Origin of the sequence: Enterobacter cloacae complex sp. P13B (assembly GCF_014895915.1) — a bacterium.
Taxonomy (GTDB): Bacteria; Pseudomonadota; Gammaproteobacteria; order Enterobacterales; family Enterobacteriaceae; genus Enterobacter; species Enterobacter bugandensis.
In genome coordinates this window covers 24,872-46,154 of the sequence record NZ_JADBQN010000049.1, presented here as the reverse complement: position 1 = coordinate 46,154, position 21,283 = coordinate 24,872, and the positions used below count along the sequence as shown (strand labels likewise).

Annotated in this window: 21 protein-coding genes; 13 read left to right on the top strand and 8 right to left on the bottom strand. The window is 57.9% G+C overall.

The genetic code is table 11. The features are described 5' to 3' along the window. Positions 1–34: 34 nt before the first annotated feature. Genes hemY through hemC form a run of 4 tightly spaced genes read right to left on the bottom strand, consistent with a single transcriptional unit; the run spans position 35 to position 4,123 of the window. The gene (gene hemY / locus IM273_RS19810; protein WP_028014802.1) at positions 35–1,234 is read right to left on the bottom strand and encodes a protoheme IX biogenesis protein HemY; all 1,200 of its coding nucleotides are present in this window, start codon (positions 1,232–1,234) and stop codon (positions 35–37) included. Positions 1,235–1,236: 2 nt separating this feature from the next. Next, complete coding sequence (gene hemX, locus IM273_RS19805) at positions 1,237–2,424, bottom strand: uroporphyrinogen-III C-methyltransferase (protein WP_041911826.1); 1,188 nt, start codon at positions 2,422–2,424, stop codon at positions 1,237–1,239. A 20-nt stretch (positions 2,425–2,444) separates the two neighbouring features. Further along, complete coding sequence (gene hemD, locus IM273_RS19800; protein WP_193051439.1) at positions 2,445–3,185, bottom strand: uroporphyrinogen-III synthase; 741 nt, start codon at positions 3,183–3,185, stop codon at positions 2,445–2,447. Continuing rightward, on the bottom strand, positions 3,182–4,123 hold the full coding sequence (hemC, locus tag IM273_RS19795) for a hydroxymethylbilane synthase (protein ID WP_193051440.1): 942 nt from the start codon (positions 4,121–4,123) through the stop codon (positions 3,182–3,184). Before hemC ends, hemD begins: the two co-directional genes overlap by 4 nt. A 350-nt stretch (positions 4,124–4,473) precedes the next feature. Here hemC and cyaA point away from each other — a divergent pair, with 350 nt between their 5' ends. After that, positions 4,474–7,017, top strand: a complete 2,544-nt coding sequence (gene cyaA / locus IM273_RS19790; RefSeq protein WP_048959723.1) for a class I adenylate cyclase — start codon at positions 4,474–4,476, stop codon at positions 7,015–7,017. A 43-nt stretch (positions 7,018–7,060) separates the two neighbouring features. Here the strand turns inward: cyaA and cyaY are convergent, their stop codons facing one another. Further along, entirely contained in the window at positions 7,061–7,381 is a 321-nt protein-coding gene (cyaY, locus tag IM273_RS19785; RefSeq protein ID WP_003860816.1) for an iron donor protein CyaY, read from the bottom strand. Between the two features lie 135 nt (positions 7,382–7,516). On the opposite strand from cyaY, the gene IM273_RS19780 reads away from it, so the two are divergent. The 8 genes from IM273_RS19780 to corA all read left to right on the top strand — a co-directional run bounded on the left by IM273_RS19780 (position 7,517) and on the right by corA (position 14,448). Then, positions 7,517–7,720 carry a lipoprotein gene (locus IM273_RS19780; RefSeq protein ID WP_041911830.1) on the top strand — a complete coding sequence of 68 codons (204 nt, stop codon included), beginning with the start codon at positions 7,517–7,519 and terminating at the stop codon, positions 7,718–7,720. Between the two features lie 35 nt (positions 7,721–7,755). Then, entirely contained in the window at positions 7,756–8,580 is an 825-nt protein-coding gene (dapF, locus tag IM273_RS19775; protein ID WP_041911831.1) for a diaminopimelate epimerase, read from the top strand. Then, a complete protein-coding gene (locus IM273_RS19770) occupies positions 8,577–9,284 on the top strand; it encodes a DUF484 domain-containing protein (RefSeq protein ID WP_045260992.1) in 708 nt (235 codons plus the stop codon). The genes dapF and IM273_RS19770 overlap by 4 nt, the downstream gene beginning before the upstream one ends. Further along, on the top strand, positions 9,281–10,183 hold the full coding sequence (gene xerC, locus IM273_RS19765) for a tyrosine recombinase XerC (protein WP_048959724.1): 903 nt from the start codon (positions 9,281–9,283) through the stop codon (positions 10,181–10,183). Before IM273_RS19770 ends, xerC begins: the two co-directional genes overlap by 4 nt. Then, complete coding sequence (yigB, locus tag IM273_RS19760) at positions 10,183–10,899, top strand: 5-amino-6-(5-phospho-D-ribitylamino)uracil phosphatase YigB (protein ID WP_063437758.1); 717 nt, start codon at positions 10,183–10,185, stop codon at positions 10,897–10,899. Before xerC ends, yigB begins: the two co-directional genes overlap by 1 nt. Positions 10,900–10,978: 79 nt before the next feature. Beyond that, positions 10,979–13,141: a DNA helicase II gene (gene uvrD, locus IM273_RS19755; protein WP_041911833.1), complete on the top strand. Its 2,163-nt coding sequence runs from the start codon at positions 10,979–10,981 to the stop codon at positions 13,139–13,141. A 149-nt stretch (positions 13,142–13,290) separates the two neighbouring features. After that, positions 13,291–13,347, top strand: coding sequence for a YsgD/CorL family protein (gene ysgD / locus IM273_RS22530; RefSeq protein WP_212743980.1), 57 nt, complete (start codon positions 13,291–13,293; stop codon positions 13,345–13,347). Between the two features lie 150 nt (positions 13,348–13,497). Further along, on the top strand, positions 13,498–14,448 hold the full coding sequence (gene corA / locus IM273_RS19750) for a magnesium/cobalt transporter CorA (RefSeq protein WP_008501540.1): 951 nt from the start codon (positions 13,498–13,500) through the stop codon (positions 14,446–14,448). Positions 14,449–14,490: 42 nt separating this feature from the next. Here corA and rarD read toward each other — a convergent pair whose 3' ends face one another. Both rarD and yigI read right to left on the bottom strand, forming a co-directional pair. Further along, the gene (gene rarD / locus IM273_RS19745; protein WP_048959726.1) at positions 14,491–15,387 is read right to left on the bottom strand and encodes an EamA family transporter RarD; all 897 of its coding nucleotides are present in this window, start codon (positions 15,385–15,387) and stop codon (positions 14,491–14,493) included. A 51-nt stretch (positions 15,388–15,438) separates the two neighbouring features. After that, positions 15,439–15,906: an acyl-CoA thioesterase YigI gene (gene yigI, locus IM273_RS19740; protein WP_193051442.1), complete on the bottom strand. Its 468-nt coding sequence runs from the start codon at positions 15,904–15,906 to the stop codon at positions 15,439–15,441. 162 nt (positions 15,907–16,068) lie between these two features. On the opposite strand from yigI, the gene pldA reads away from it, so the two are divergent. The 3 genes from pldA to rhtC all read left to right on the top strand — a co-directional run bounded on the left by pldA (position 16,069) and on the right by rhtC (position 19,540). After that, positions 16,069–16,938: a phospholipase A gene (pldA, locus tag IM273_RS19735; RefSeq protein WP_063944128.1), complete on the top strand. Its 870-nt coding sequence runs from the start codon at positions 16,069–16,071 to the stop codon at positions 16,936–16,938. A 90-nt stretch (positions 16,939–17,028) separates the two neighbouring features. Next, a complete protein-coding gene (recQ, locus tag IM273_RS19730; RefSeq protein ID WP_032644788.1) occupies positions 17,029–18,858 on the top strand; it encodes an ATP-dependent DNA helicase RecQ in 1,830 nt (609 codons plus the stop codon). 61 nt (positions 18,859–18,919) lie between these two features. Continuing rightward, positions 18,920–19,540, top strand: a complete 621-nt coding sequence (rhtC, locus tag IM273_RS19725) for a threonine export protein RhtC (RefSeq protein WP_010426287.1) — start codon at positions 18,920–18,922, stop codon at positions 19,538–19,540. Here the strand turns inward: rhtC and rhtB are convergent. Next, complete coding sequence (gene rhtB, locus IM273_RS19720) at positions 19,537–20,157, bottom strand: homoserine/homoserine lactone efflux protein (protein WP_028014786.1); 621 nt, start codon at positions 20,155–20,157, stop codon at positions 19,537–19,539. The genes rhtC and rhtB overlap by 4 nt on opposite strands. Positions 20,158–20,268: 111 nt before the next feature. Between rhtB and pldB the strand changes: the two genes are divergently transcribed. Further along, a complete protein-coding gene (gene pldB, locus IM273_RS19715) occupies positions 20,269–21,261 on the top strand; it encodes a lysophospholipase L2 (RefSeq protein WP_041911835.1) in 993 nt (330 codons plus the stop codon). Positions 21,262–21,283 lie beyond the last annotated feature (22 nt).

Genomic DNA, 21,283 nt, shown 5'->3' with positions numbered 1-21,283 from the left:
TAAAAAAAGGAGGCCGTCTGGCCTCCTTTTTTATTTATTGCGGGTTACCGTTATTTTGCAGCGTCAGCAATAGCCCATCGCGCCGCATGGCGGCCGCCTCTTCTGGCTTATGCTGTTTGTCCAGCGTATCGGCAAGCCACGCGTAGTCAAACGCGTCCGGACGCTGTTTCAGTGCCGCACGGAAGGCCAGGCTCGCCTCTTGCCATTCGCCGTGCTTCATCAGCGACTGGCCCAGGGTACTCCACAGCAGCGGACGGTCACCGACGGTTTTGATCTGCTGGCGCAGCACTTTTTCGACCTGCTCAGGGTTATTGGTTTTCAGGCGCGGGATCACCATGACCAGGCGATCGTCGTACTGGCGCTTCAGGCCGTCGAGAAGGATCTCCTGGGCAGTGTCATGATCGTCACATTCAATAAGATGTTCCGCCATGGCCACCTGCAGGGGGACCTGCTGGCGCGTTTTCCGGCTCTGATTCTTCCACCAGGTTTTCAGGCCTTCGCTGCCCAGGTCGGCGCGCGCCTGATCCATCAGGCCAATCCATGCCAGACGCTGAAGTTCATCACGATGTTCATCATCACCCACCTCGGCCTTCGCCATCGACGGGATGATGTCCAGCAACGAGCCCCACGCTCCGGTACGAATATAGGCCTGCTCCGCAAGGCGCAGGACTTCCGGATGACGCGGTGCGATTTCCAGCAGACGGTCAATGCCGTGGCGCGCCGCGTGGTTCTCATTGCGCGCGAGCTGCAGGCGGACGCGGGTAATTTCCACTGGGATCGGGTCGCCAGACGCCAGTTCTGACGCGCGTTCCAGATGCTGGTTAGCGCGGGCTTCATCACCGCGCTGTTGCGCCGCTTCGGCGGCCAGAAGATAGTTCACCACCGGCTGTTCCGCGTGATCGGCGTTTTTCGACATCAGCTTTTCAACCTGCTGGTAATCGCCTTCGGCCAGCTTTAGCAGTGCCTGTTCCGTTTGCTTACGGGCGCGGCGGCGCTTACGGCCGACGAACCAGCCGCGGGTATGGGCACCGGTGCGGAAAATACGGCGCAGGATCCATTCAACGGCTAGCAGGACCACGACGCCGAGGATCAGAACGATCGCCAGACCCGTTACGCTGGTTTCAATGTTGTAGTTATCGGTCTGGATCAGGACGTATCCCTGATGACCCGCAAGCATCGGGCCCAGGACGATCCCGGCGATCAGCAGAATGAAGAGTAAAAGGACTTTTAGCATCATTACTCTCCCTGTGGCGCGCTTTCTGGCGCTGGTGCCGCCGCTGTGCCGGTCTGCCCGGCCGGAACGCCCGGCTGCGCCAGCAGGTTACGCACGCGCGTCTGCATCAGCTTCTCCAGAATCGGCTGGCTGGCCAGTTTATCCGGCACGTTCATGGTGATGTTCTGCTGGCTCAGCTTGTCGATATCTTCGAGGAAGGCGGTGGTCGTTGCATCATCGGTGTTGTAGTAGGCGCGTACCCACGTCGAGACGTTATCCAGCGCCTGTTTGTACGTTTCTTCCTGATGGCGCGGCACGGCCTGCGCCGCGACCAGCAGGCGGGAACGGATGTTTTCGCGCAGATAGATATCCTGATTCGGCGCTAACAGCGGTACGGCGGTTTCATCGCGACGGCGGATGGTGATGAAGCTGTCCATAAAGTTCTGCCAGCTTTTCTGCAGGTTTATGCGCCATTCGCTCAGGGAGCTGGACAGCTCGGTACCGTCAGAGTCCATCGGGGAGTCGTCGTCATTGTTATCCGCCAGCTGCAGGTTATCTATTTGATTCGAAAGCTGGTTCACCTTGAGGATAATGCCGTCGTAATCCACCTGTGAAACGGCGGAGAGGCTGGCGATATCTTCGGTAATCGCACGGCGCGCGGTAATGAGGCTCGGATCGTTCATGTCGGCCAGGCTCGCATCGGCGCTTTTCAGCAGCGCGGCGGCGGTGGTCACGTCCTGATCGCTCCACAGCTTACGCCCGGCGAGTTTGACGAGGAAATCGGCCTGCGAGAGCAGCCAGGTTTTGGCATCGGTGCCGGAGATCGTGGCGACTTTCTGCTGTACTTCGCCCAGCTGTTTGGTCAGCTCTTCCTGTTTGCTGTTCGCCTCGGCAAGCGCGGCGGCCTGCTGCTTAATCACCGCTTCCAGCTCGGTTTTCTGCGTTTCCTGCGCTTTTTGCAGGGAGGTAAGCTGATTGACCAGCGTATCGCTGGTGGCAGTCTGGTTAGCACTCTGTTGCTTTACCAGACCATACAGGCCGACGCCTGCTGCCAGCGCAATGGCGATGGCAATCGCGCTCAGCGCGAGGCTGGTTTTATTGCTGCCGTTTTTCTTCTCAGCGGTTTTCTCAGTCGTCTCTGGCTGTGGCGTTGTCTCCACAGTCTCCCTGGTCTCTTCAACCACGGCGGAGGATTTTTCGTGTTCCGTCATTATGGCTTCCCATTTGAGAGTTATTGTAATGCGCGCAGCAGCGCATCGTTGTCGGCGTTATCAGCGATCCGAATATCCTGCCAGCCCAGTTCCCGGGCGAGGTTCGCCAGACGCTCACTGACGACCAGAAGCCGACAGCGGAGTAACCAGTTTTCGCGATACCAACGCGGTATCAGCGACCAAAGCTGTTGTAACATTTCACCGCTGGTGACCACCAGCGTATTAATACCGCGCGCGTGCCAGCGCATCGCCTCTTCAGCACCGTCGTAGTGTTTCGCACAGCGCTGGTAGCACTCAACAAACGTCACGTCAGCCCCGCGTTCCCGCAGCGTTTCACCCAGCAGTTCGCGGCCACCGTTGCCGCGCAAAATGAGCGCGCGCTTTGCGGCAATAGTTTGTAATTCAGGTAATTGTAGCAAGACTTCGCTGATTTCCCGATCCAACGGGTAGCGAACGTCTGTTCCACTCACGGTATGTAAGGCCAGCGCGGTGGTTCTGCCGATAGCGAAATAGCGCGGAGCGGTCGGCCAGCGTGTCCCCGCCTGTTGCAGCTGCGCATGGGCAAATTCCACGGCATGCTGCGATAGCGCAAACAGCAGGTCGCCTTCCTGCAGGGTATTCATCTGGTCGGCGAGCGCAGAGAGCTCCCGACCGGGGGAGAATTCAATTAGCGGAAAACTCCAGGCCACCTGCCCCAGTGCGCGCAGACGGCTCACTAACTGCTCTCCTGCGGGAGAAGGGCGGGTGACAAGAATACTCATGCAGGGGGTTCTCCGTTATAGACCTCGGCCAGAATTTCACGCGCGCCGTTATTCAGCAGCTCTTCCGCCAGCGACACGCCAAGCGCTTCGGCATCCTGCGGCTTGCCGCGACGTTCGCCGCGCACCATCTGTGAACCGTCCGGCGCGCCCACTAGCGCGCGCAGCCACAGTTCACCGTCTGTTAATTCAGCATAGCTGCCAATCGGCACCTGACACCCGCCTTCGAGGCGAGTATTCATCGCCCGCTCGGCTTTTACGCGGGTTGCGGTCTCGTCATGGTTCAGCGGAGCGAGCAGCTCGCGGGTGCGCGCATCGTCCAGACGGCACTCAATGCCGACGGCGCCCTGTCCGACGGCCGGCAGCGACAGCTCTGGCGGCAACGCCACGCGAATGCGTTCCTCCAGCCCCAGGCGCTTCAGGCCTGCAACCGCAAGAATAATGGCATCGTAATCGCCGTTATCCAGCTTGCCCAGACGCGTGCCAACGTTACCGCGCAGCGAGCGGATGATAAGGTCAGGACGACGCTCCGCCAGCTGACACTGACGGCGTAAACTGGACGTGCCAACCACGCTACCCGCCGGCAGCGCGTCGAGCGAGTCATAGTGGTTCGAGACAAACGCGTCACGCGGATCTTCGCGCTCGCAGATGGTCACCAGCCCCAGCCCTTCCGGGAACTCGACGGGCACGTCTTTCATCGAATGTACGGCGATATCGGCGCGGTTCTCAAGCAATGCCAGTTCCAGCTCTTTGACAAACAGGCCCTTGCCGCCCACTTTCGCCAGCGGCGTATCCAGAATCACGTCACCGCGCGTGACCATCGGCACCAGCTCGACGCGCAATCCACTGTTGCAGGCTTCAAGGCGCTGCTTAACATAATGTGCCTGCCAGAGCGCGAGAGGGCTTTGGCGTGTGGCAATTCTCAAAACATTGTCTAACATGCTTGTTACCGTCATTATCAATCGCTAACCATCCTAACATTGTTGACTCTGGGATGGCAGTTTTACGGTTGATGAAGCGTGAGAGGGACAAGGCGGCGTATTCGTCAGCCATAGCCGTATTCAGGAATTTACACGTACAGAACGGTGCTACACTTGTATGTAGCGCATCTTTCTTTACGGTCAACCGGCAAGGTGTTAAATTGATCACGTTTTAGACCATTTTTTCGTCGGTACCACCATAATGACAAGGGCGAAAAAAGGGTAACGGTTATCTTTTTGAAATACTGCGGGCTCGCTGTTATTCGTGTTTTGAATAGCTTACGACACCCGGAAACATCAGGCGATACGTCTTGTACCTCTATATTGAGACTCTGAAACAGAGACTGGATGCCATAAATCAACTGCGTGTGGATCGCGCGCTTGCTGCCATGGGCCCTGCTTTCCAGCAGGTATACAGTCTGCTGCCGACATTATTGCACTATCACCACCCGCTGATGCCTGGCTACCTTGATGGTAACGTTCCCCAGGGCATTTGCCTCTTCACGCCTGATGAAACCCAACAGCATTATTTGAACGAGCTGGAACTCTACCGCGGCATGCCGCCTCAGGTTTCTCCGAAAGGTGAACTGCCGATTACCGGCGTTTACTCGATGGGGAGCACCTCATCGGTAGGGCAGAGCTGTTCTTCGGATCTGGATATCTGGGTCTGCCATCAATCCTGGCTCGATAACGAAGAGCGCCAGCTGCTGCAGCGTAAATGCAGCCTGCTGGAAAGCTGGGCGGCATCGCTCGGCGTGGAAGTGAGCTTCTTCCTGATTGATGAAAACCGTTTCCGCCATAATGAAAGCGGCAGTCTGGGTGGTGAGGACTGCGGCTCGACTCAGCATATCCTGTTGCTGGATGAATTTTACCGTACTGCCGTTCGTCTGGCCGGGAAGCGTATTCTGTGGAATATGGTCCCGTGCGAAGAAGAAGAGCATTACGACGACTACGTCATGTCGCTTTACGCGCAGGGCGTACTGACGCCAAACGAATGGCTGGATCTGGGCGGCCTCAGCTCCCTGTCCGCCGAAGAGTACTTTGGCGCAAGCCTCTGGCAGCTCTACAAGAGCATTGATTCACCGTACAAAGCGGTGCTGAAAACCCTGCTGTTGGAAGCCTACTCGTGGGAATACCCTACGCCGCGCCTGCTGGCGAAAGATATCAAGCAGCGCCTGCACGATGGCGAGATTGTCTCCTACGGGCTCGACGCCTACTGCATGATGCTGGAGCGCGTTACCGAATACCTGAAAGCCATTGATGACGCCACGCGTCTTGACCTGGTGCGTCGATGTTTCTATCTCAAGGTCTGTGAAAAGCTGAGCCGCGAGCGCGCCTGCGTGGGCTGGCGTCGTGAAGTGGTCAGTCAGCTAGTGAAAGAGTGGGGATGGGACGAAGCGCGTCTGTCCATGCTTGATAACCGCGCCAACTGGAAGATCGATCAGGTGCGTGAAGCGCACAACGAACTGCTCGACGCGATGATGCAAAGCTACCGTAACCTGATCCGCTTTGCGCGCCGCAATAATCTTAGCGTTTCCGCCAGCCCGCAGGATATCGGGGTGTTAACCCGTAAGCTGTACGCCGCGTTTGAAGCGCTGCCGGGCAAAGTGACCCTGGTTAACCCGCAGATTTCGCCTGACCTGTCTGAACCAAACCTGACCTTTATCTATGTACCGCCGGGCCGCGCAAACCGCACCGGGTGGTATCTGTACAACCGTGCGCCAAGCATGGATTCGATTATCAGCCATCAGCCGCTGGAATATAACCGCTATCTGAACAAGCTGGTGGCGTGGGCCTGGTTTAACGGCCTGCTGACCTCGCGCACGCGCCTGTTTATCAAGGGCAATGAGGTCGTCGATTTAGCCAAGCTGCAGGAGATGGTGGCGGATGTCTCGCACCACTTCCCGCTGCGTCTGCCTGCGCCGACGCCAAAAGCGCTCTACAGCCCGTGTGAGATTCGCCATCTGGCGATCATCGTCAACCTGGAATACGACCCGACGGCGGCCTTCCGCAATCAGGTGGTCCATTTTGACTTCCGCAAGCTGGACGTCTTCAGCTTTGGCGAGCAGCAAAACTGCCTGGTGGGCAGCGTAGACCTACTGTACCGCAACTCGTGGAACGAAGTGCGTACCCTGCACTTCAACGGCGAGCAGGCGATGATTGAAGCGCTGAAAACCATTCTCGGCAAGATGCACCAGGACGCCGCGCCGCCGGACAGCGTCGAAGTGTTCTGCTACAGCCAGCACCTGCGCGGCCTGATTCGTACCCGCGTGCAGCAGCTGGTGTCTGAGTGCATCGAACTGCGTCTCTCCAGCACCCGCCAGGAGACCGGACGCTTCAAAGCGCTGCGCGTCTCCGGGCAGACGTGGGGCCTGTTCTTCGAGCGTCTGAACGTGTCGGTGCAGAAGCTGGAAAACGCTATCGAGTTCTACGGCGCGATTTCACACAACAAGCTGCACGGCCTGTCGGTTCAGGTGGAAACCAACCACGTCAAGCTGCCGCAGGTGGTGGATGGCTTTGCCAGTGAAGGGATTATTCAGTTCTTCTTTGAAGAGTCGGGCGACGATGCCGGGTTCAACATCTACATTCTGGATGAGACCAACCGCGCCGAGGTGTATCACCACTGTGAAGGCAGCAAAGAGGAGCTGGTGCGCGACGTCAGCCGCTTCTACTCTTCCTCGCATGACCGTTTCACCTACGGTTCCAGCTTTATCAACTTCAACCTGCCGCAGTTCTACCAGATTGTGAACGTGGATGGGCGAGCGCAGGTGATCCCGTTCCGTACGCAGGCGATTACCCCTGCGGCGCCTGCGAATCAGGATACCGCACCGCTGTTGCAGCAGTATTTCTCCTGAGGCTTTTCGCCCGGTAAGGCGCAGCCGCCACCGGGCAACAAAACTACCTGAAACTCACGTCCTCGCCCGCCTGCGCGGTCGCCGCCTGTTCCAGCAGATCCCAGAACGTTTCGCCGCTGCGATCGCAAACCCACTCGTCACCCTTCAAATCAAAGTGATAGCCGCCCTGTTTGGCCGCCAGCCACACCTGGTGAAGCGGCTCCTGACGGTTAATAATAATTTTGCTGCCGTTTTCGAAGCTCAGGGTCAGAATGCCGCCGTTGATTTCACAATCGATATCGCTGTCGCCGTCCCAGTCGTCGATACGTTCTTCGATGGTCATCCACAGGGTGTCGGCAAGGCGATGGAATTCACTGTCGTTCATGGTTTTGTTCCTGTTTTTCGTGATGGCGGCAGTATAACGCTAAATAATTCCCGTTGCAGGAAAGCGGCAAACTCTTGCTTTTGTGTCTTCTCCTGCGATGATAGAAACAGATTTGAACTTACGGGCAACTTTATAATGAAAAACGCTTTCCGAACGCTTGCCGTTCTCATCACGCTGTTTAGCCTGACCGGCTGCGGACTGAAGGGACCACTCTACTTCCCGCCTGCGGATAAAACCGCGCCGCCGCCGACAAAACCGGTTAACAGCGGCATCGAGTCTTCCACGCCAAAGACTAACGATCGTGGCGATAACGGCGGTCCGACTCAGGTTAACCTCTGACGACAACGTTCTGTACCCGCGCAATGGAGCAAATGATGCAGTTCTCTAAAATGCATGGCCTTGGCAACGATTTTATGGTCGTCGACGCGGTAACGCAGAATGTGTTTTTCTCCCCGGAACTGATCCGCCGCCTGGCGGATCGGCACGTGGGCGTGGGGTTCGATCAGCTGCTGGTGGTTGAGCCGCCCTACGATCCTGACCTCGATTTCCACTACCGTATTTTCAACGCTGACGGCAGTGAGGTTAACCAGTGCGGCAATGGCGCGCGCTGTTTCGCCCGCTTTGTCCGCCTGAAAGGGCTCACCAATAAGCGCGATATCCGCGTCAGTACCGCCAACGGTCGTATGGTGCTCAGCGTTACCGACGATGAACTGGTGCGCGTCAATATGGGCGAGCCTAACTTCGAGCCTTCCGCCGTGCCGTTTCGCGCAAACAAAGCGGAAAAGACCTATATTATGCGGGCGGCCGAGCAGACAGTATTGTGCGGCGTTGTCTCGATGGGTAACCCGCACTGCGTGATTCAGGTGGATGACGTGGAAACCGCGGCGGTCGAAACGCTCGGTCCGGTTCTGGAGAGCCACGAGCGGTTCCCGGAGCGGGCGAACATCGGCTTTATGCAGGTGGTGAAGCGTGAACACATCCGTCTGCGGGTTTACGAGCGCGGCGCGGGCGAAACCCAGGCCTGCGGAAGCGGCGCCTGTGCGGCGGTGGCCGTCGGTATCTCCCAGGGGTTACTGGCAGAAGAGGTTCGCGTGGAATTACCGGGCGGTCGTCTTGATATCGCCTGGAAAGGAGCGGGTCATCCACTGTACATGACTGGCCCGGCGACACATGTTTATGACGGGTTTATCCATCTATGAAACAACCAGGGGAAGAACTGCAGGAAACAGTGACGGAACTGGACGACAGCGCTGTTGTTGATTATCTGCTGAACAATCCTGAGTTTTTTATTCGCAATGCACGCGTCGTCGAACGAATGCGCGTGCCGCATCCGGTTCGCGGGACCGTGTCGCTGGTCGAATGGCACATGGCGCGCGCGCGTAACCACATCAACCAGCTTGAAGAGAACATGACGCTGCTGATGGAGCAGGCCAGCACCAACGAAAGCCTGTTCTATCGCCTTCTGCACCTGCAGGCGCGTCTGGCCTCGGCGCACAGCCTTGAAGAGTTTCTCAGCCGCTTCCACCGCTGGGCGCGCGAGCTGGGGCTGGCGGGCGCAACGATTCGTCTGTTCCCTGACCGCTGGCGCATTGGCGCACCGTCGGGGTTCACCCATCTGGCGCTCAGCCGTCAGGCGTTTGAGCCGCTGCGCATTCAGCGCCTGGGCCATGAGCATCACTATCTGGGGCCGCTGAACGGACCCGAACTGCTGGTGGTGCTGCCGGAAGCCAAAGCGATTGGCTCGGTGGCGATGTCGCTGATGGGGCGCGATGGCGACCTGGGGGTAATATTATTTACCAGCCGCGACGCGCACCACTATGAGCAGGGGCAAGCCACGCACCTGCTGCAGGAGATCGCCCTGATGCTGCCCGAGCTGCTGGAGCGCTGGATTGAACGCGTATGACGGACGGACTGCTCGCCACTGACGTCTCGCGGTTTCTGCGCTATCTGGGCGTTGAGCGTCAGCTCAGCCCCATCACGCTGCTTAACTATCAGCGTCAGCTTGATGCCATCATGCAGATTGCCGAAGAAATCGGCCTGAAAAGCTGGCAACAATGTGACGCCGCCACGGTACGCGGGTTCGTCGTGCGTAGCCGTAAAAAAAATCTTAGCCCGGCGAGCCTTGCGCTCCGGCTCTCTGCCCTGCGCAGCTTCTTCGACTGGCTGGTCAGCCAGGGCAAGCTGAAAGCTAACCCGGCAAAAGGGATCGCCACGCCAAAAGCCCCGCGCCATCTGCCGAAAAATATTGACGTCGACGACGTAAACCGCCTGCTGGATATCGATCTGAACGATCCGCTGGCCGTGCGCGACCGCGCGATGCTGGAGGTGATGTACGGCGCGGGCCTGCGTCTCTCCGAACTGGTGAACCTCGACTTAAAGCATCTCGATCTGGAATCCGGCGAAGTGTGGGTGATGGGCAAGGGCAGCAAAGAGCGCCGCCTGCCGATTGGCCGCAACGCCGTCTCCTGGATTGAGCATTGGCTGGATCTGCGCGGCCTGTTTGGCGCGGAAGAGGATGCGCTGTTTTTATCAAAGCTCGGCAAGCGGATCTCCGCGCGTAACGTGCAGAAGCGCTTTGCGGAGTGGGGCATCAAGCAGGGGCTGAACAGCCACGTGCATCCCCACAAGCTGCGCCACTCCTTTGCGACACACATGCTGGAATCGAGCGGCGATCTGCGCGGCGTACAGGAACTGCTTGGTCACGCGAATCTGTCGACCACTCAAATCTATACCCACTTAGACTTCCAACACCTTGCCTCGGTGTATGACGCGGCGCATCCACGCGCCAAACGGGGGAAATAATGCGTTTTTACCGCCCACTCGGTCAGATCTCAGCCCTGACGTTTGACCTTGATGACACCCTTTATGACAACCGCGAGGTGATCCTGCGTACCGAGCAGGAGTCGCTGGCGTTTGTGCAGAACTACCATCCGGCGCTGAAAGCGATGCAAAACAAGGACTTCCAGAAGCTGCGCCAGTCCCTGCGGGAGACCGAGCCGGATATTTACCACGACGTGACCGAATGGCGTCGCCGTGCGGTTGAGCAGGCGATGCTTAACGCGGGTCTGAGCGCACAGGATGCCGCCGTCGGTGCCGAAGCGGCAATGGAAAACTTCGCCAAATGGCGCAGCCGCATCGACGTGCCACAGGAAACCCACGACACGCTGGCGAAGCTTGCCGAAAAGTGGCCGCTGGTGGCCATCACCAACGGCAATGCCCAGCCGGAGCTGTTTGGCCTCAGCGATTATTTTGAATTCGTGCTGCGCGCGGGTCCGCACGGGCGTGCGAAGCCGTTCAGCGACATGTATCACCTGGCAGCGGAAAAACTGAATTTGCCGCTCGGTAACATTCTTCACGTGGGCGACGATCTGACCACAGACGTGGCCGGTGCCATCCGCTGCGGCATGCAGGCCTGCTGGATCAAGCCAGAAAATGCGGAGCTGATGACCGCAACTGACAGCCGTCTTCTGCCGCACGTGGAAATTTCGCGGTTGGCATCCCTCACGACGCTGATATAATCATCAATTGTTCTGTATAAATTAACAGGGTTTTGGCGAGTGGGAACATTTGCCTGCCCGACATGACGTGACGGTGCCAATGGACGTTTCTTACCTGCTCGACAGCCTTAATGACAAACAGCGTGACGCGGTTGCCGCCTCGCGCACCAACCTGCTGGTTCTGGCTGGGGCGGGGAGTGGTAAGACACGCGTGCTGGTTCACCGTATCGCCTGGCTGCAGAGCGTGGAAAACTGCTCACCGTACTCGATTATGGCTGTGACGTTTACCAACAAGGCGGCGGCGGAGATGCGTCACCGTATCGCCCAGCTGATGGGCACCAGCCAGGGCGGCATGTGGGTTGGCACCTTCCACGGCCTGGCGCACCGTCTGCTGCGCGCGCACCATATGGACGCTAACCTGCCGCAGGATTTCCAGATCCTCGACAGCGAAGATCAGCTCCGTCTGCTGAAGCGCCTGATCAAGGCGATGAACCTCGACGAGAAGCAGTGGCCGCCGCGTCAGGCGATGTGGTACATCAACGGACAGAAAGACGAAGGTTTGCGTCCGCACCACATTCAGAGCTTCGGTAATCCGGTCGAGCAGACCTGGCAGAACGTCTATAAGGCCTATCAGGAAGCGTGCGACCGCGCCGGCCTGGTGGATTTCGCCGAGCTGCTGCTGCGCGCCCACGAGTTGTGGCTGAACAAACCGCATATCCTGCAACACTACCGCGAACGCTTCACCAACATCCTGGTGGACGAATTCCAGGATACCAACAACATCCAGTACGCGTGGATCCGCCTGCTGGCCGGAGATACCGGCAAGGTGATGATCGTGGGCGATGACGACCAGTCGATCTACGGCTGGCGCGGCGCGCAGGTGGAGAACATCCAGCGCTTCCTCAACGATTTTCCCGGCGCGCAAACCATCCGTCTGGAGCAGAACTATCGCTCAACCAGCAACATCCTGAGCGCGGCCAACGCCCTGATTGAGAACAACAACGGGCGTCTGGGCAAAAAGCTGTGGACCGACGGCGTCGACGGCGAACCGATCTCGATTTACTGCGCCTTCAACGAGCTCGACGAAGCGCGCTTCGTGGTGAACCGCATCAAAACCTGGCAGGACAACGGCGGCGCGCTGGAGCAGTGCGCCATTCTCTACCGCAGCAACGCCCAGTCGCGCGTGCTGGAAGAGGCGCTGCTGCAGGTGAGCATGCCGTACCGCATTTACGGCGGCATGCGATTCTTCGAACGTCAGGAGATCAAAGATGCGCTTTCGTATCTGCGCCTGATCGCCAACCGCAACGACGACGCGGCGTTTGAGCGCGTGGTGAACACGCCGACCCGCGGGATTGGCGACCGTACGCTGGACGTGGTGCGTCAGGCCTCGCGCGATCGCCAGTTGACGCTGTGGCAGGCGTGCCGCGAGCTGCTGCAGGAAAAAGCCCTCGCCGGACGTGCGGCCAGCGCGCTCCAGCGCTTCCTGGAATTAATTGATGCCCTGGCGCAGGAAACCGCCGACATGCCGCTGCACGTGCAGACTGACCGGGTGATTAAAGACTCCGGGCTGCGTACCATGTACGAGCAGGAAAAAGGCGAAAAGGGGCAGACCCGTATAGAGAACTTAGAGGAACTGGTCACGGCAACGCGCCAGTTCAGCTACAACGAAGAAGACGAAGACCTGATGCCGCTGCAGGCGTTCCTCTCTCACGCCGCGCTGGAAGCGGGTGAAGGGCAGGCGGACACCTGGCAGGACGCGGTTCAGCTGATGACCCTGCACTCCGCCAAAGGTCTGGAGTTCCCGCAGGTGTTTATCGTCGGCATGGAAGAGGGCATGTTCCCAAGCCAGATGTCGCTCGATGAAGGCGGGCGTCTGGAAGAAGAACGTCGTCTGGCTTACGTGGGCGTGACGCGAGCGATGCAGAAGCTGACGCTAACCTACGCTGAAACCCGCCGCCTGTACGGTAAAGAGGTCTATCACCGTCCGTCGCGCTTCATCGGCGAACTGCCGGAAGAGTGCGTGGAAGAGGTGCGTCTGCGGGCGAGCATCAGCCGTCCGGTTAGCCATCCGCGCATGGGCTCGCCGATCTCTGAAACCGACACCGGCTACAAGCTGGGCCAGCGCGTGCGCCATTCGAAGTTTGGCGAAGGTACCATTGTGAATCTGGAAGGCAGCGGCGAGCACAGCCGCCTGCAGGTCGCGTTCCAGGGGCAGGGGATCAAATGGCTGGTGGCGGCCTACGCGAAGCTGGAAACAGTCTAACATTCAGAAAAATATCATTATTTTGCAATAATCTGCTAGCCTTATACAGTGAAGGTCAATTAATGCCCTTCAGCGTTCCGTTGCGTGTTGACGCCACAGTTACTGCTGGCGTAACATGCGCGCACGATTACGCTAAGAGGACATTCGCCTTGGACACACCCAGTAGATACTGGCTCAATTCCCTGTCATCCAGGAACAACTCCTAAGGCTATCTCCTCATGCTGATGGCCTTAGTGGTTGTCAGCGACTGCATTATTCCCGTCGCGCTGAGTCAGGCTGTTTAATGGTCTGAAACCCAATTTGTTTCTGTGTGCCCACCGAACTGTCCGATATTTTTTGCATTGGGAGTCCCGGTCATGTTGAGCGCATTTCAACTCGAAAATAACCGACTGACTCGGCTTGAAGCCGAAGAGTCACAGCCCCTCATTGATGCCGTATGGGTGGATCTGGTCGAGCCGGACGACGATGAACGCCTTCGCGTACAATCTGAGCTGGGGCAAAGCCTGGCAACCCGCCCGGAACTGGAAGACATCGAAGCCTCCGCGCGTTTCTTTGAAGATGAAGACGGCCTGCACATTCACTCCTTCTTCTTCTTTGAAGATGCGGAAGATCACGCGGGCAACTCCACCGTGGCGTTTACCATTCGCGACGGTCGTCTGTTTACTCTGCGTGAACGCGAACTGCCGGCGTTTCGTCTCTACCGCATGCGTGCCCGCAGCCAGGCGATGGTGGACGGCAACGCTTACGAGCTGCTGCTCGATCTGTTCGAGACTAAAATTGAACAGCTGGCGGATGAAATTGAAAACATCTACAGCGATCTGGAAAAGCTGAGCCGCGTGATCATGGAAGGCCATCAGGGGGATGAGTACGACGAAGCGCTTTCGACGCTGGCAGAGCTGGAAGATATCGGCTGGAAGGTGCGCTTGTGTCTGATGGATACCCAGCGCGCGCTGAACTTCCTGGTGCGCAAGGCGCGTCTGCCGGGCGGTCAGCTGGAGCAGGCGCGTGAGATCTTACGCGATATCGAATCCCTGCTGCCGCACAACGAATCCCTGTTCCAGAAGGTGAACTTCCTGATGCAGGCGGCGATGGGCTTTATCAACATCGAGCAGAACCGCATCATCAAGATCTTCTCGGTAGTGTCCGTGGTGTTCCTGCCGCCGACGCTGGTGGCGTCCAGCTACGGGATGAACTTCGAGTTTATGCCGGAGCTGAAGTGGAGCTTTGGCTACCCGGGGGCGATTATCTTTATGATCCTCGCCGGGCTGGCGCCGTATCTGTACTTTAAGCGTCGGAACTGGCTGTAAAATCTGGCGGGTGGCGCTGCGCTTACCCGCCCTACAAAACACCTACATTCCTCTGCGGGTTCTGCGCTGGGTATAAATCGCATCGGCGACGAAAATCGCCAGCGCCACCCAGATAAAGGCAAAGGTCACCATCTTATCCGCACCCGGCACTTCGCCGTAAAACACCACCGCCAGCAGGAACATCAGCGTCGGGCCAATGTACTGGAAGAAGCCCAGCGTGGAGAGGCGCAGGCGCGTTGCCGCACCGGTGAAGCACAGCAGCGGAATGGTGGTCACTACGCCCGCCGCCATCAGCATCAGGTTCAGCGACCACGGGTTGCTGCCCATATGGCTGGTGGCGCTGTCGGCGATACCGAACAGATAGATCGCCGCCACCGGCAGCAGCCACAGGGTTTCAAACAGCATCCCGGTTTGCGCTTCCACCGCGATTTTCTTACGTACCAGGCCGTAAAAAGCAAAGCTGAACGCCAGACCGAGGGCGATAACCGGCAGCGAGCCAAACGTCCACAGCTGCACCAGCACGCCGCAGAAGGCCAGAATCACCGCCACCCACTGCATCCGGCGGAAGCGTTCGCCGAGGAAAATCATCCCCAGCACGATATTCACCAGCGGGTTAATGAAGTACCCCAGGCTCGCTTCGAGCATGTGGTGGTTATTTACCGCCCAGATAAACAGCAGCCAGTTGCCGCCGATCAGCACCGCAGAAAGCGCCAGCAGGAAGACCTTTTTAGGGGTTTGCAGCAGCGTTTTAACGCCGGACCACTGACGGCTGATGCTCATCAGCGCGATCATGAAGAAAAACGACCAGATGACGCGGTGAGTGAGGATCTCGTCGGCCGGAACATAGGCGATAAATTTGAAGTACGCCGGGGCGATACCCCAAATAAAATAAGCGGCAAGGGCGAGTAAAACGCCCTGCCGCGTCTGTTTAGCATCCATCGGGAAAATCCGTTACAAAAAAGTGAATCAATTTTACCCGAATTTGCCGCCTCAACCCACCATATAAGTGGCGGTTGCGCTGGCGATATAAACCTGCTCCTCGTTATGCAGCTCAACGCGGGCAACGGCAACTTTGTTCCCGGCACGCAGCAGGCTGCTGGTGCAGGTAAAGCGGTTTCCGCGCCCCGGGCGAAGATAGTCGACGCGTAAATCAATGGTGCCCATGCGCGCCAGACGCTGGCGGAGTTCATCTTCGTTGATGGTGTCATGGCGCGTCAGCGTACTGCCCACGCAGACAAGACCTGCCGCCACGTCCAGCGCGGAGGCAATCACCCCGCCGTGCAGAATACTTTGCGCCCAGTTACCCACCATCATCGGCTGGTTGTTGAAACTCAGCTGGGCAAACTCTTTCTCGTAACGCTCCAGCTCAAGACCCAGTGCACGGTTAAACGGCATATGGTAAACAAAAATCTCGCCCACGAGTTTTAACACTTCTTCGACGGTAAGCATGGCTGACATGAGGCATTACATCCTTATTGTTAATGAAATGTTGATTTTATGCTTCAGCAATAAGGAATTCCACTTTCAGAAACGAGGATGCAGCAGTTATCGCAGAAGTCTGTAGAATGTTCGCCTCATAACTATTCAGGTAATTTTACTCTTTGCAGGAGAACACCACCGATGCGGACGTATCTGGCCTGGTTACTGGCGGCGGTTGCGCTGCCCCTCACAGCATATGCGCAGGAAGCGACGATTAAAGAAGTCCATGATAAACCTGCCGTTAAGGGCAGCATTATCGCCAATATGCTGCAGGAGCATGACAATCCGTTCACGCTCTACCCGTATGACACGAACTACGTGATTTATACCCAAACCAGCGATCTCAACAAAGAAGCGATAAGCTCCTATAACTGGTCTGATAATGCGCGTAAGGATGAGGTGAAGTTCCAGCTTAGCCTCGCGTTCCCGTTCTGGCGCGGTATTCTGGGGCCAAACTCGGTGCTCGGCGCGTCTTATACGCAGAAATCCTGGTGGCAGCTCTCCAACAGCGGAGAATCTTCACCGTTCCGTGAAACCAACTATGAGCCGCAGCTTTTCCTCGGCTTCGCAACGGACTATGAATTTGCTGGCTGGACGCTGCGCGACGTCGAAGTGGGCTTTAACCATGATTCTAACGGACGTTCCGATCCAACCTCCCGTAGCTGGAACCGCGCCTATACGCGCCTGATGGCGCAGAACGGTAACTGGATGGTGGAAGTGAAGCCGTGGTATGTGGTCGGCAGCACCGATGACAACCCGGATATCACCAAATATATGGGCTACTACCAGCTCAAGGTCGGCTACCAGCTTGGTGATGCCGTGCTGAGCGCGAAAGGCCAGTACAACTGGAACACCGGCTACGGCGGTGCGGAGCTCGGTCTGAGCTACCCGGTGACGAAGCACGTGCGTCTCTATACCCAGGTGTATAGCGGCTACGGCGAGTCGCTGATCGACTACAACTTCAATCAGACTCGCGTTGGCGTGGGCGTAATGCTGAACGATATTCTCTAAGCTGCTCGAATGTTTTTGCGTTAAACGTTGAAGTTTCTCTCTCAGGCGCTGAAAATAGCGCCTGTTTTATTTTTCGCAAATGGGGTTAACGTGGCGCAGGCGGAAGTATTGAATCAGGAGTCGCTGGCTAAACAGGTTTTGCATGAAACCTTTGGCTACCAGCAGTTCCGCCCCGGCCAGGAAACCATCATTGAAACCGTGCTGGAAGGCCGCGATTGCCTGGTGGTGATGCCGACCGGCGGCGGTAAATCCCTCTGTTATCAGGTGCCCGCGCTGGTGCTTAACGGCCTGACGGTCGTGGTATCGCCTCTCATTTCCCTGATGAAAGACCAGGTTGACCAGCTGCTCGCCAACGGCGTGGCGGCGGCCTGCCTGAACTCGACCCAAACCCGCGAGCAGCAGCAAGAGGTGATGGCCGGATGCCGCACCGGGCAGATCCGCCTGCTGTATATCGCGCCGGAACGCCTGATGCTGGATAACTTCCTCGACCATCTCGCGCACTGGAACCCGGTCCTGCTGGCGGTGGATGAAGCGCACTGTATCTCCCAGTGGGGACACGATTTCCGCCCGGAATATGCCGCCCTTGGCCAGCTGCGTCAGCGCTTCCCTGAACTGCCGTTTATGGCGCTTACCGCCACGGCGGACGACACCACGCGTCTGGACATTGTTCGCCTGCTGGGGCTGAACGACCCGTATATTCAGGTCAGCAGCTTCGACCGCCCGAACATCCGCTACATGCTGATGGAAAAATTCAAGCCGCTGGATCAGCTCCTGCGCTACGTTCAGGAGCAGCGCGGCAAGTCCGGCATCATCTACTGCAACAGCCGTGCGAAGGTGGAAGACACCGCCGCGCGTCTGCAAAACCGTGGCTTTAGCGCCGCGGCCTATCACGCCGGGCTGGAGAACCACATCCGCGCCGATGTGCAGGAGAAATTCCAGCGCGACGACCTGCAAATCGTGGTCGCAACGGTGGCGTTCGGGATGGGGATCAACAAGCCCAACGTGCGCTTTGTGGTGCATTTCGACATTCCGCGCAATATCGAATCCTACTATCAGGAGACCGGCCGCGCCGGGCGTGACGGCCTGCCTGCGGAAGCGATGCTGTTTTACGATCCGGCCGATATGGCGTGGCTGCGCCGCTGTCTGGAAGAGAAGCCGCAGGGACAGCTCCAGGACATCGAGCGCCACAAGCTCAACGCGATGGGTGCCTTCGCTGAAGCGCAAACCTGCCGCCGTCTGGTGCTGCTCAACTACTTTGGTGAAGGGCGACAGGAGCCGTGCGGCAACTGCGATATCTGCCTCGATCCGCCAAAGCAGTACGATGGCCTGATGGACGCGCGCAAAGCGCTCTCGACCATTTATCGCGTGAATCAACGCTTCGGGATGGGCTACGTGGTGGAAGTACTGCGCGGTGCCAATAACCAGCGTATCCGCGACATGGGGCACGACAAGCTGCCGGTTTACGGCATCGGTAAAGACCAGAGCCACGAGCACTGGGTCAGCATTATTCGTCAGCTGATCCACCTCGGCTTTGCCACACAGAACATTGCCCAGCACTCCGCGCTACAGTTGACCGAAGCGGCGCGTCCGGTGCTGCGCGGTGACGTTGAGCTCAAGCTCGCCGTGCCGCGCGTGGTCGCCCTCAAGCCGCGGGTGATGCAAAAATCCTACGGCGGTAACTATGACCGCAAGCTGTTTGCCAAGCTGCGTAAGCTGCGCAAGGCCATTGCGGATGAAGAGAACATCCCGCCATACGTGGTGTTCAACGACGCGACGCTGATTGAGATGGCCGAGCAGATGCCGCTCAGCGCCAGCGAAATGCTCAGCGTTAACGGCGTGGGGACGCGCAAGCTGGAGCGCTTCGGTAAAGAGTTTATGGCGCTTATCCGCTCTCACGCCGATGGTGATGATGAGGAGTAGTCAGACGGGCGAAAAAGTGCCAGGATGATGACTCACTGAATTATTTCCCCGCGAGCTAATTATGTTAATGCTATTTCTCACCGTGGCGTTAGTGCACATCGTTGCGCTGATGAGCCCTGGCCCAGACTTTTTCTTCGTGTCGCAAACTGCCGTCAGCCGCTCCCGCAAAGAGGCGATGATGGGCGTGCTCGGTATTACCATGGGCGTTATGGTCTGGGCGGCGGTCGCGCTGCTCGGTCTGAACCTGATCCTGGCGAAGATGGCCTGGCTGCATAATATCATTATGGTTGGCGGCGGGCTGTACCTGTGCTGGATGGGCTACCAGATGCTGCGCGGGGCGCTGAAGAAAGAAGAGAAAAAACCGGAAGAGCCAAAGGTAGAGCTGGCAACGGGCGGCCGCAGCTTTGTAAAAGGGCTCCTGACTAACCTGGCAAACCCGAAAGCGATTATCTATTTCGGATCCGTGTTCTCGCTGTTTGTTGGTGACAGCGTCGGCGCAGGCGCGCGCTGGGGGATCTTCCTGCTGATCGTTGTTGAGACGTTCGCCTGGTTCACTATTGTTGCCAGCCTGTTCGCCTTACCGGCGATGCGCCGCGGCTATCAGCGCATCGCGAAGTGGATCGACGGCTTTGCCGGCGCGCTGTTCGCCGGCTTCGGCATTCATCTCATCATCTCTCGCTAAGCATGACGCGCTGACGCAAGCAGCGCGCCAACCAGCATAAACAGCGAACCAAAGACTTTATTCAGGGCCTTCATCTGCTTAGGCCCTTTAATCCACGCCGCTATCCGCTGCGCCAGCGTCGCGTAACCAATCATCACGATGATATCGACGATGATGGTGGTCGCGCCCAGCACCACGTACTGCATCACCTGGGGCTGATGTGGCACGATAAACTGTGGGAACAGGGCGGCGAGGAACACGATGCTTTTCGGGTTCGTCAGGTTCACGAACACCGCGCGCTTAAACAGATGGCCGCGCGTTTGCGTCCTGGAGAGCGTATTCAGGTCAATCGAGCCTGCCGCGCGCCACTGCTGGATACCGAGCCAAATCAGATACGCCGCACCGGCCCACTTCAGCACTTCAAACGCCAGCACCGAACGAGAGAACAGCGTCCCCAGACCAATCCCCACCAGCACAATATGAATGCCGAGCCCGGTCTGTAAACCGGCAATGGACGCCGCCGCACCGCGATAGCCGTGGTTGATGGAGGTGGTCATAGTGTTAATGGCGCCAGAGCCGGGTGAAAGGCTAAGGATGATTGATGTCAGCAGGTAGGCGAACCACCACTCGAAGGTCATTTGAAGCTCCCGAACCGTCTATTTTTATGCCACAATACGCTATTGTTGAGTCATTTTGTGACCAGTGACGAAAAAAAACGATATTCCCTGGATTACGTGAGTGGAAACCCAATGTTTCAGCAGAAAAAGGACTGGGAAACACGAGAAAACGCGTTTGCTGCTTTCTCAATGGGGCCGCTGACCGATTTCTGGCGGCAGCGTGAGGAAGACGAGTTTACGGGCGTCGGGGGTATCCCGGTGCGCTTCGTTCGCTTCCGCAATGAAAAAAATGACCGGGTGATCGTGGTCTGCCCCGGGCGTATCGAAAGCTACGTTAAATATGCCGAGCTGGCCTACGACCTGGTCAACATGGGGTTTGACGTGCTGATCATCGACCACCGTGGGCAGGGGCTGTCCGGGCGCATGCTGCCGGATACGCACCGCGGGCATGTGGATCACTTCAGCGATTACGTCGACGATTTTGCCGCGTTCTGGCAGCAGGAAGTTCAGCCCGGCCCCTGGCGCAAGCGGTACATCCTTGCGCACTCCATGGGCGGCGCCATTTCGACGCTGTTTTTGCAGCGGTATGAGCACCAGTGCGACGCCATTGCGCTCACCGCGCCGATGTACGGTATTGTCATTCGTTTTCCCGACTGGATGGTGCGCCATCTTCTCGACTGGGCTGAGGGCCATCAGCGCATTCGTGAAGGCTATGCCATCGGAACCGGACGCTGGCGCGCATTGCCGTTCGCCATCAACGTCTTAACTCACAGTCGGCAGCGCTATCGCCGCAACCTGCGCTTTTATGCCGATGAACCGCGCTTGCGCGTCGGCGGCCCGACCTGGCACTGGGTGCGTGAGGGTATTCTGGCCGGTGAGCAGGTGTTGGCAGGCGTAGGTGATGATGACACGCCGACGCTTCTGATTCAGGCGGAAGAAGAGCGTGTGGTGGATAACCGCATGCATGACCGCTATTGTGAACTGCGCGCTGCCGCCGGTCACCCTTGTGAAGGGGGTAAACCGCTGGTCATCAACGGCGCGTACCATGAGATCCTTTTTGAAAAGGACGCTATGCGCTCAGTCGCGCTTAACGCCATCGTCGAGTTTTTCGACCGGCATAACTGATTTTCTATTGAGGTTAAATTTT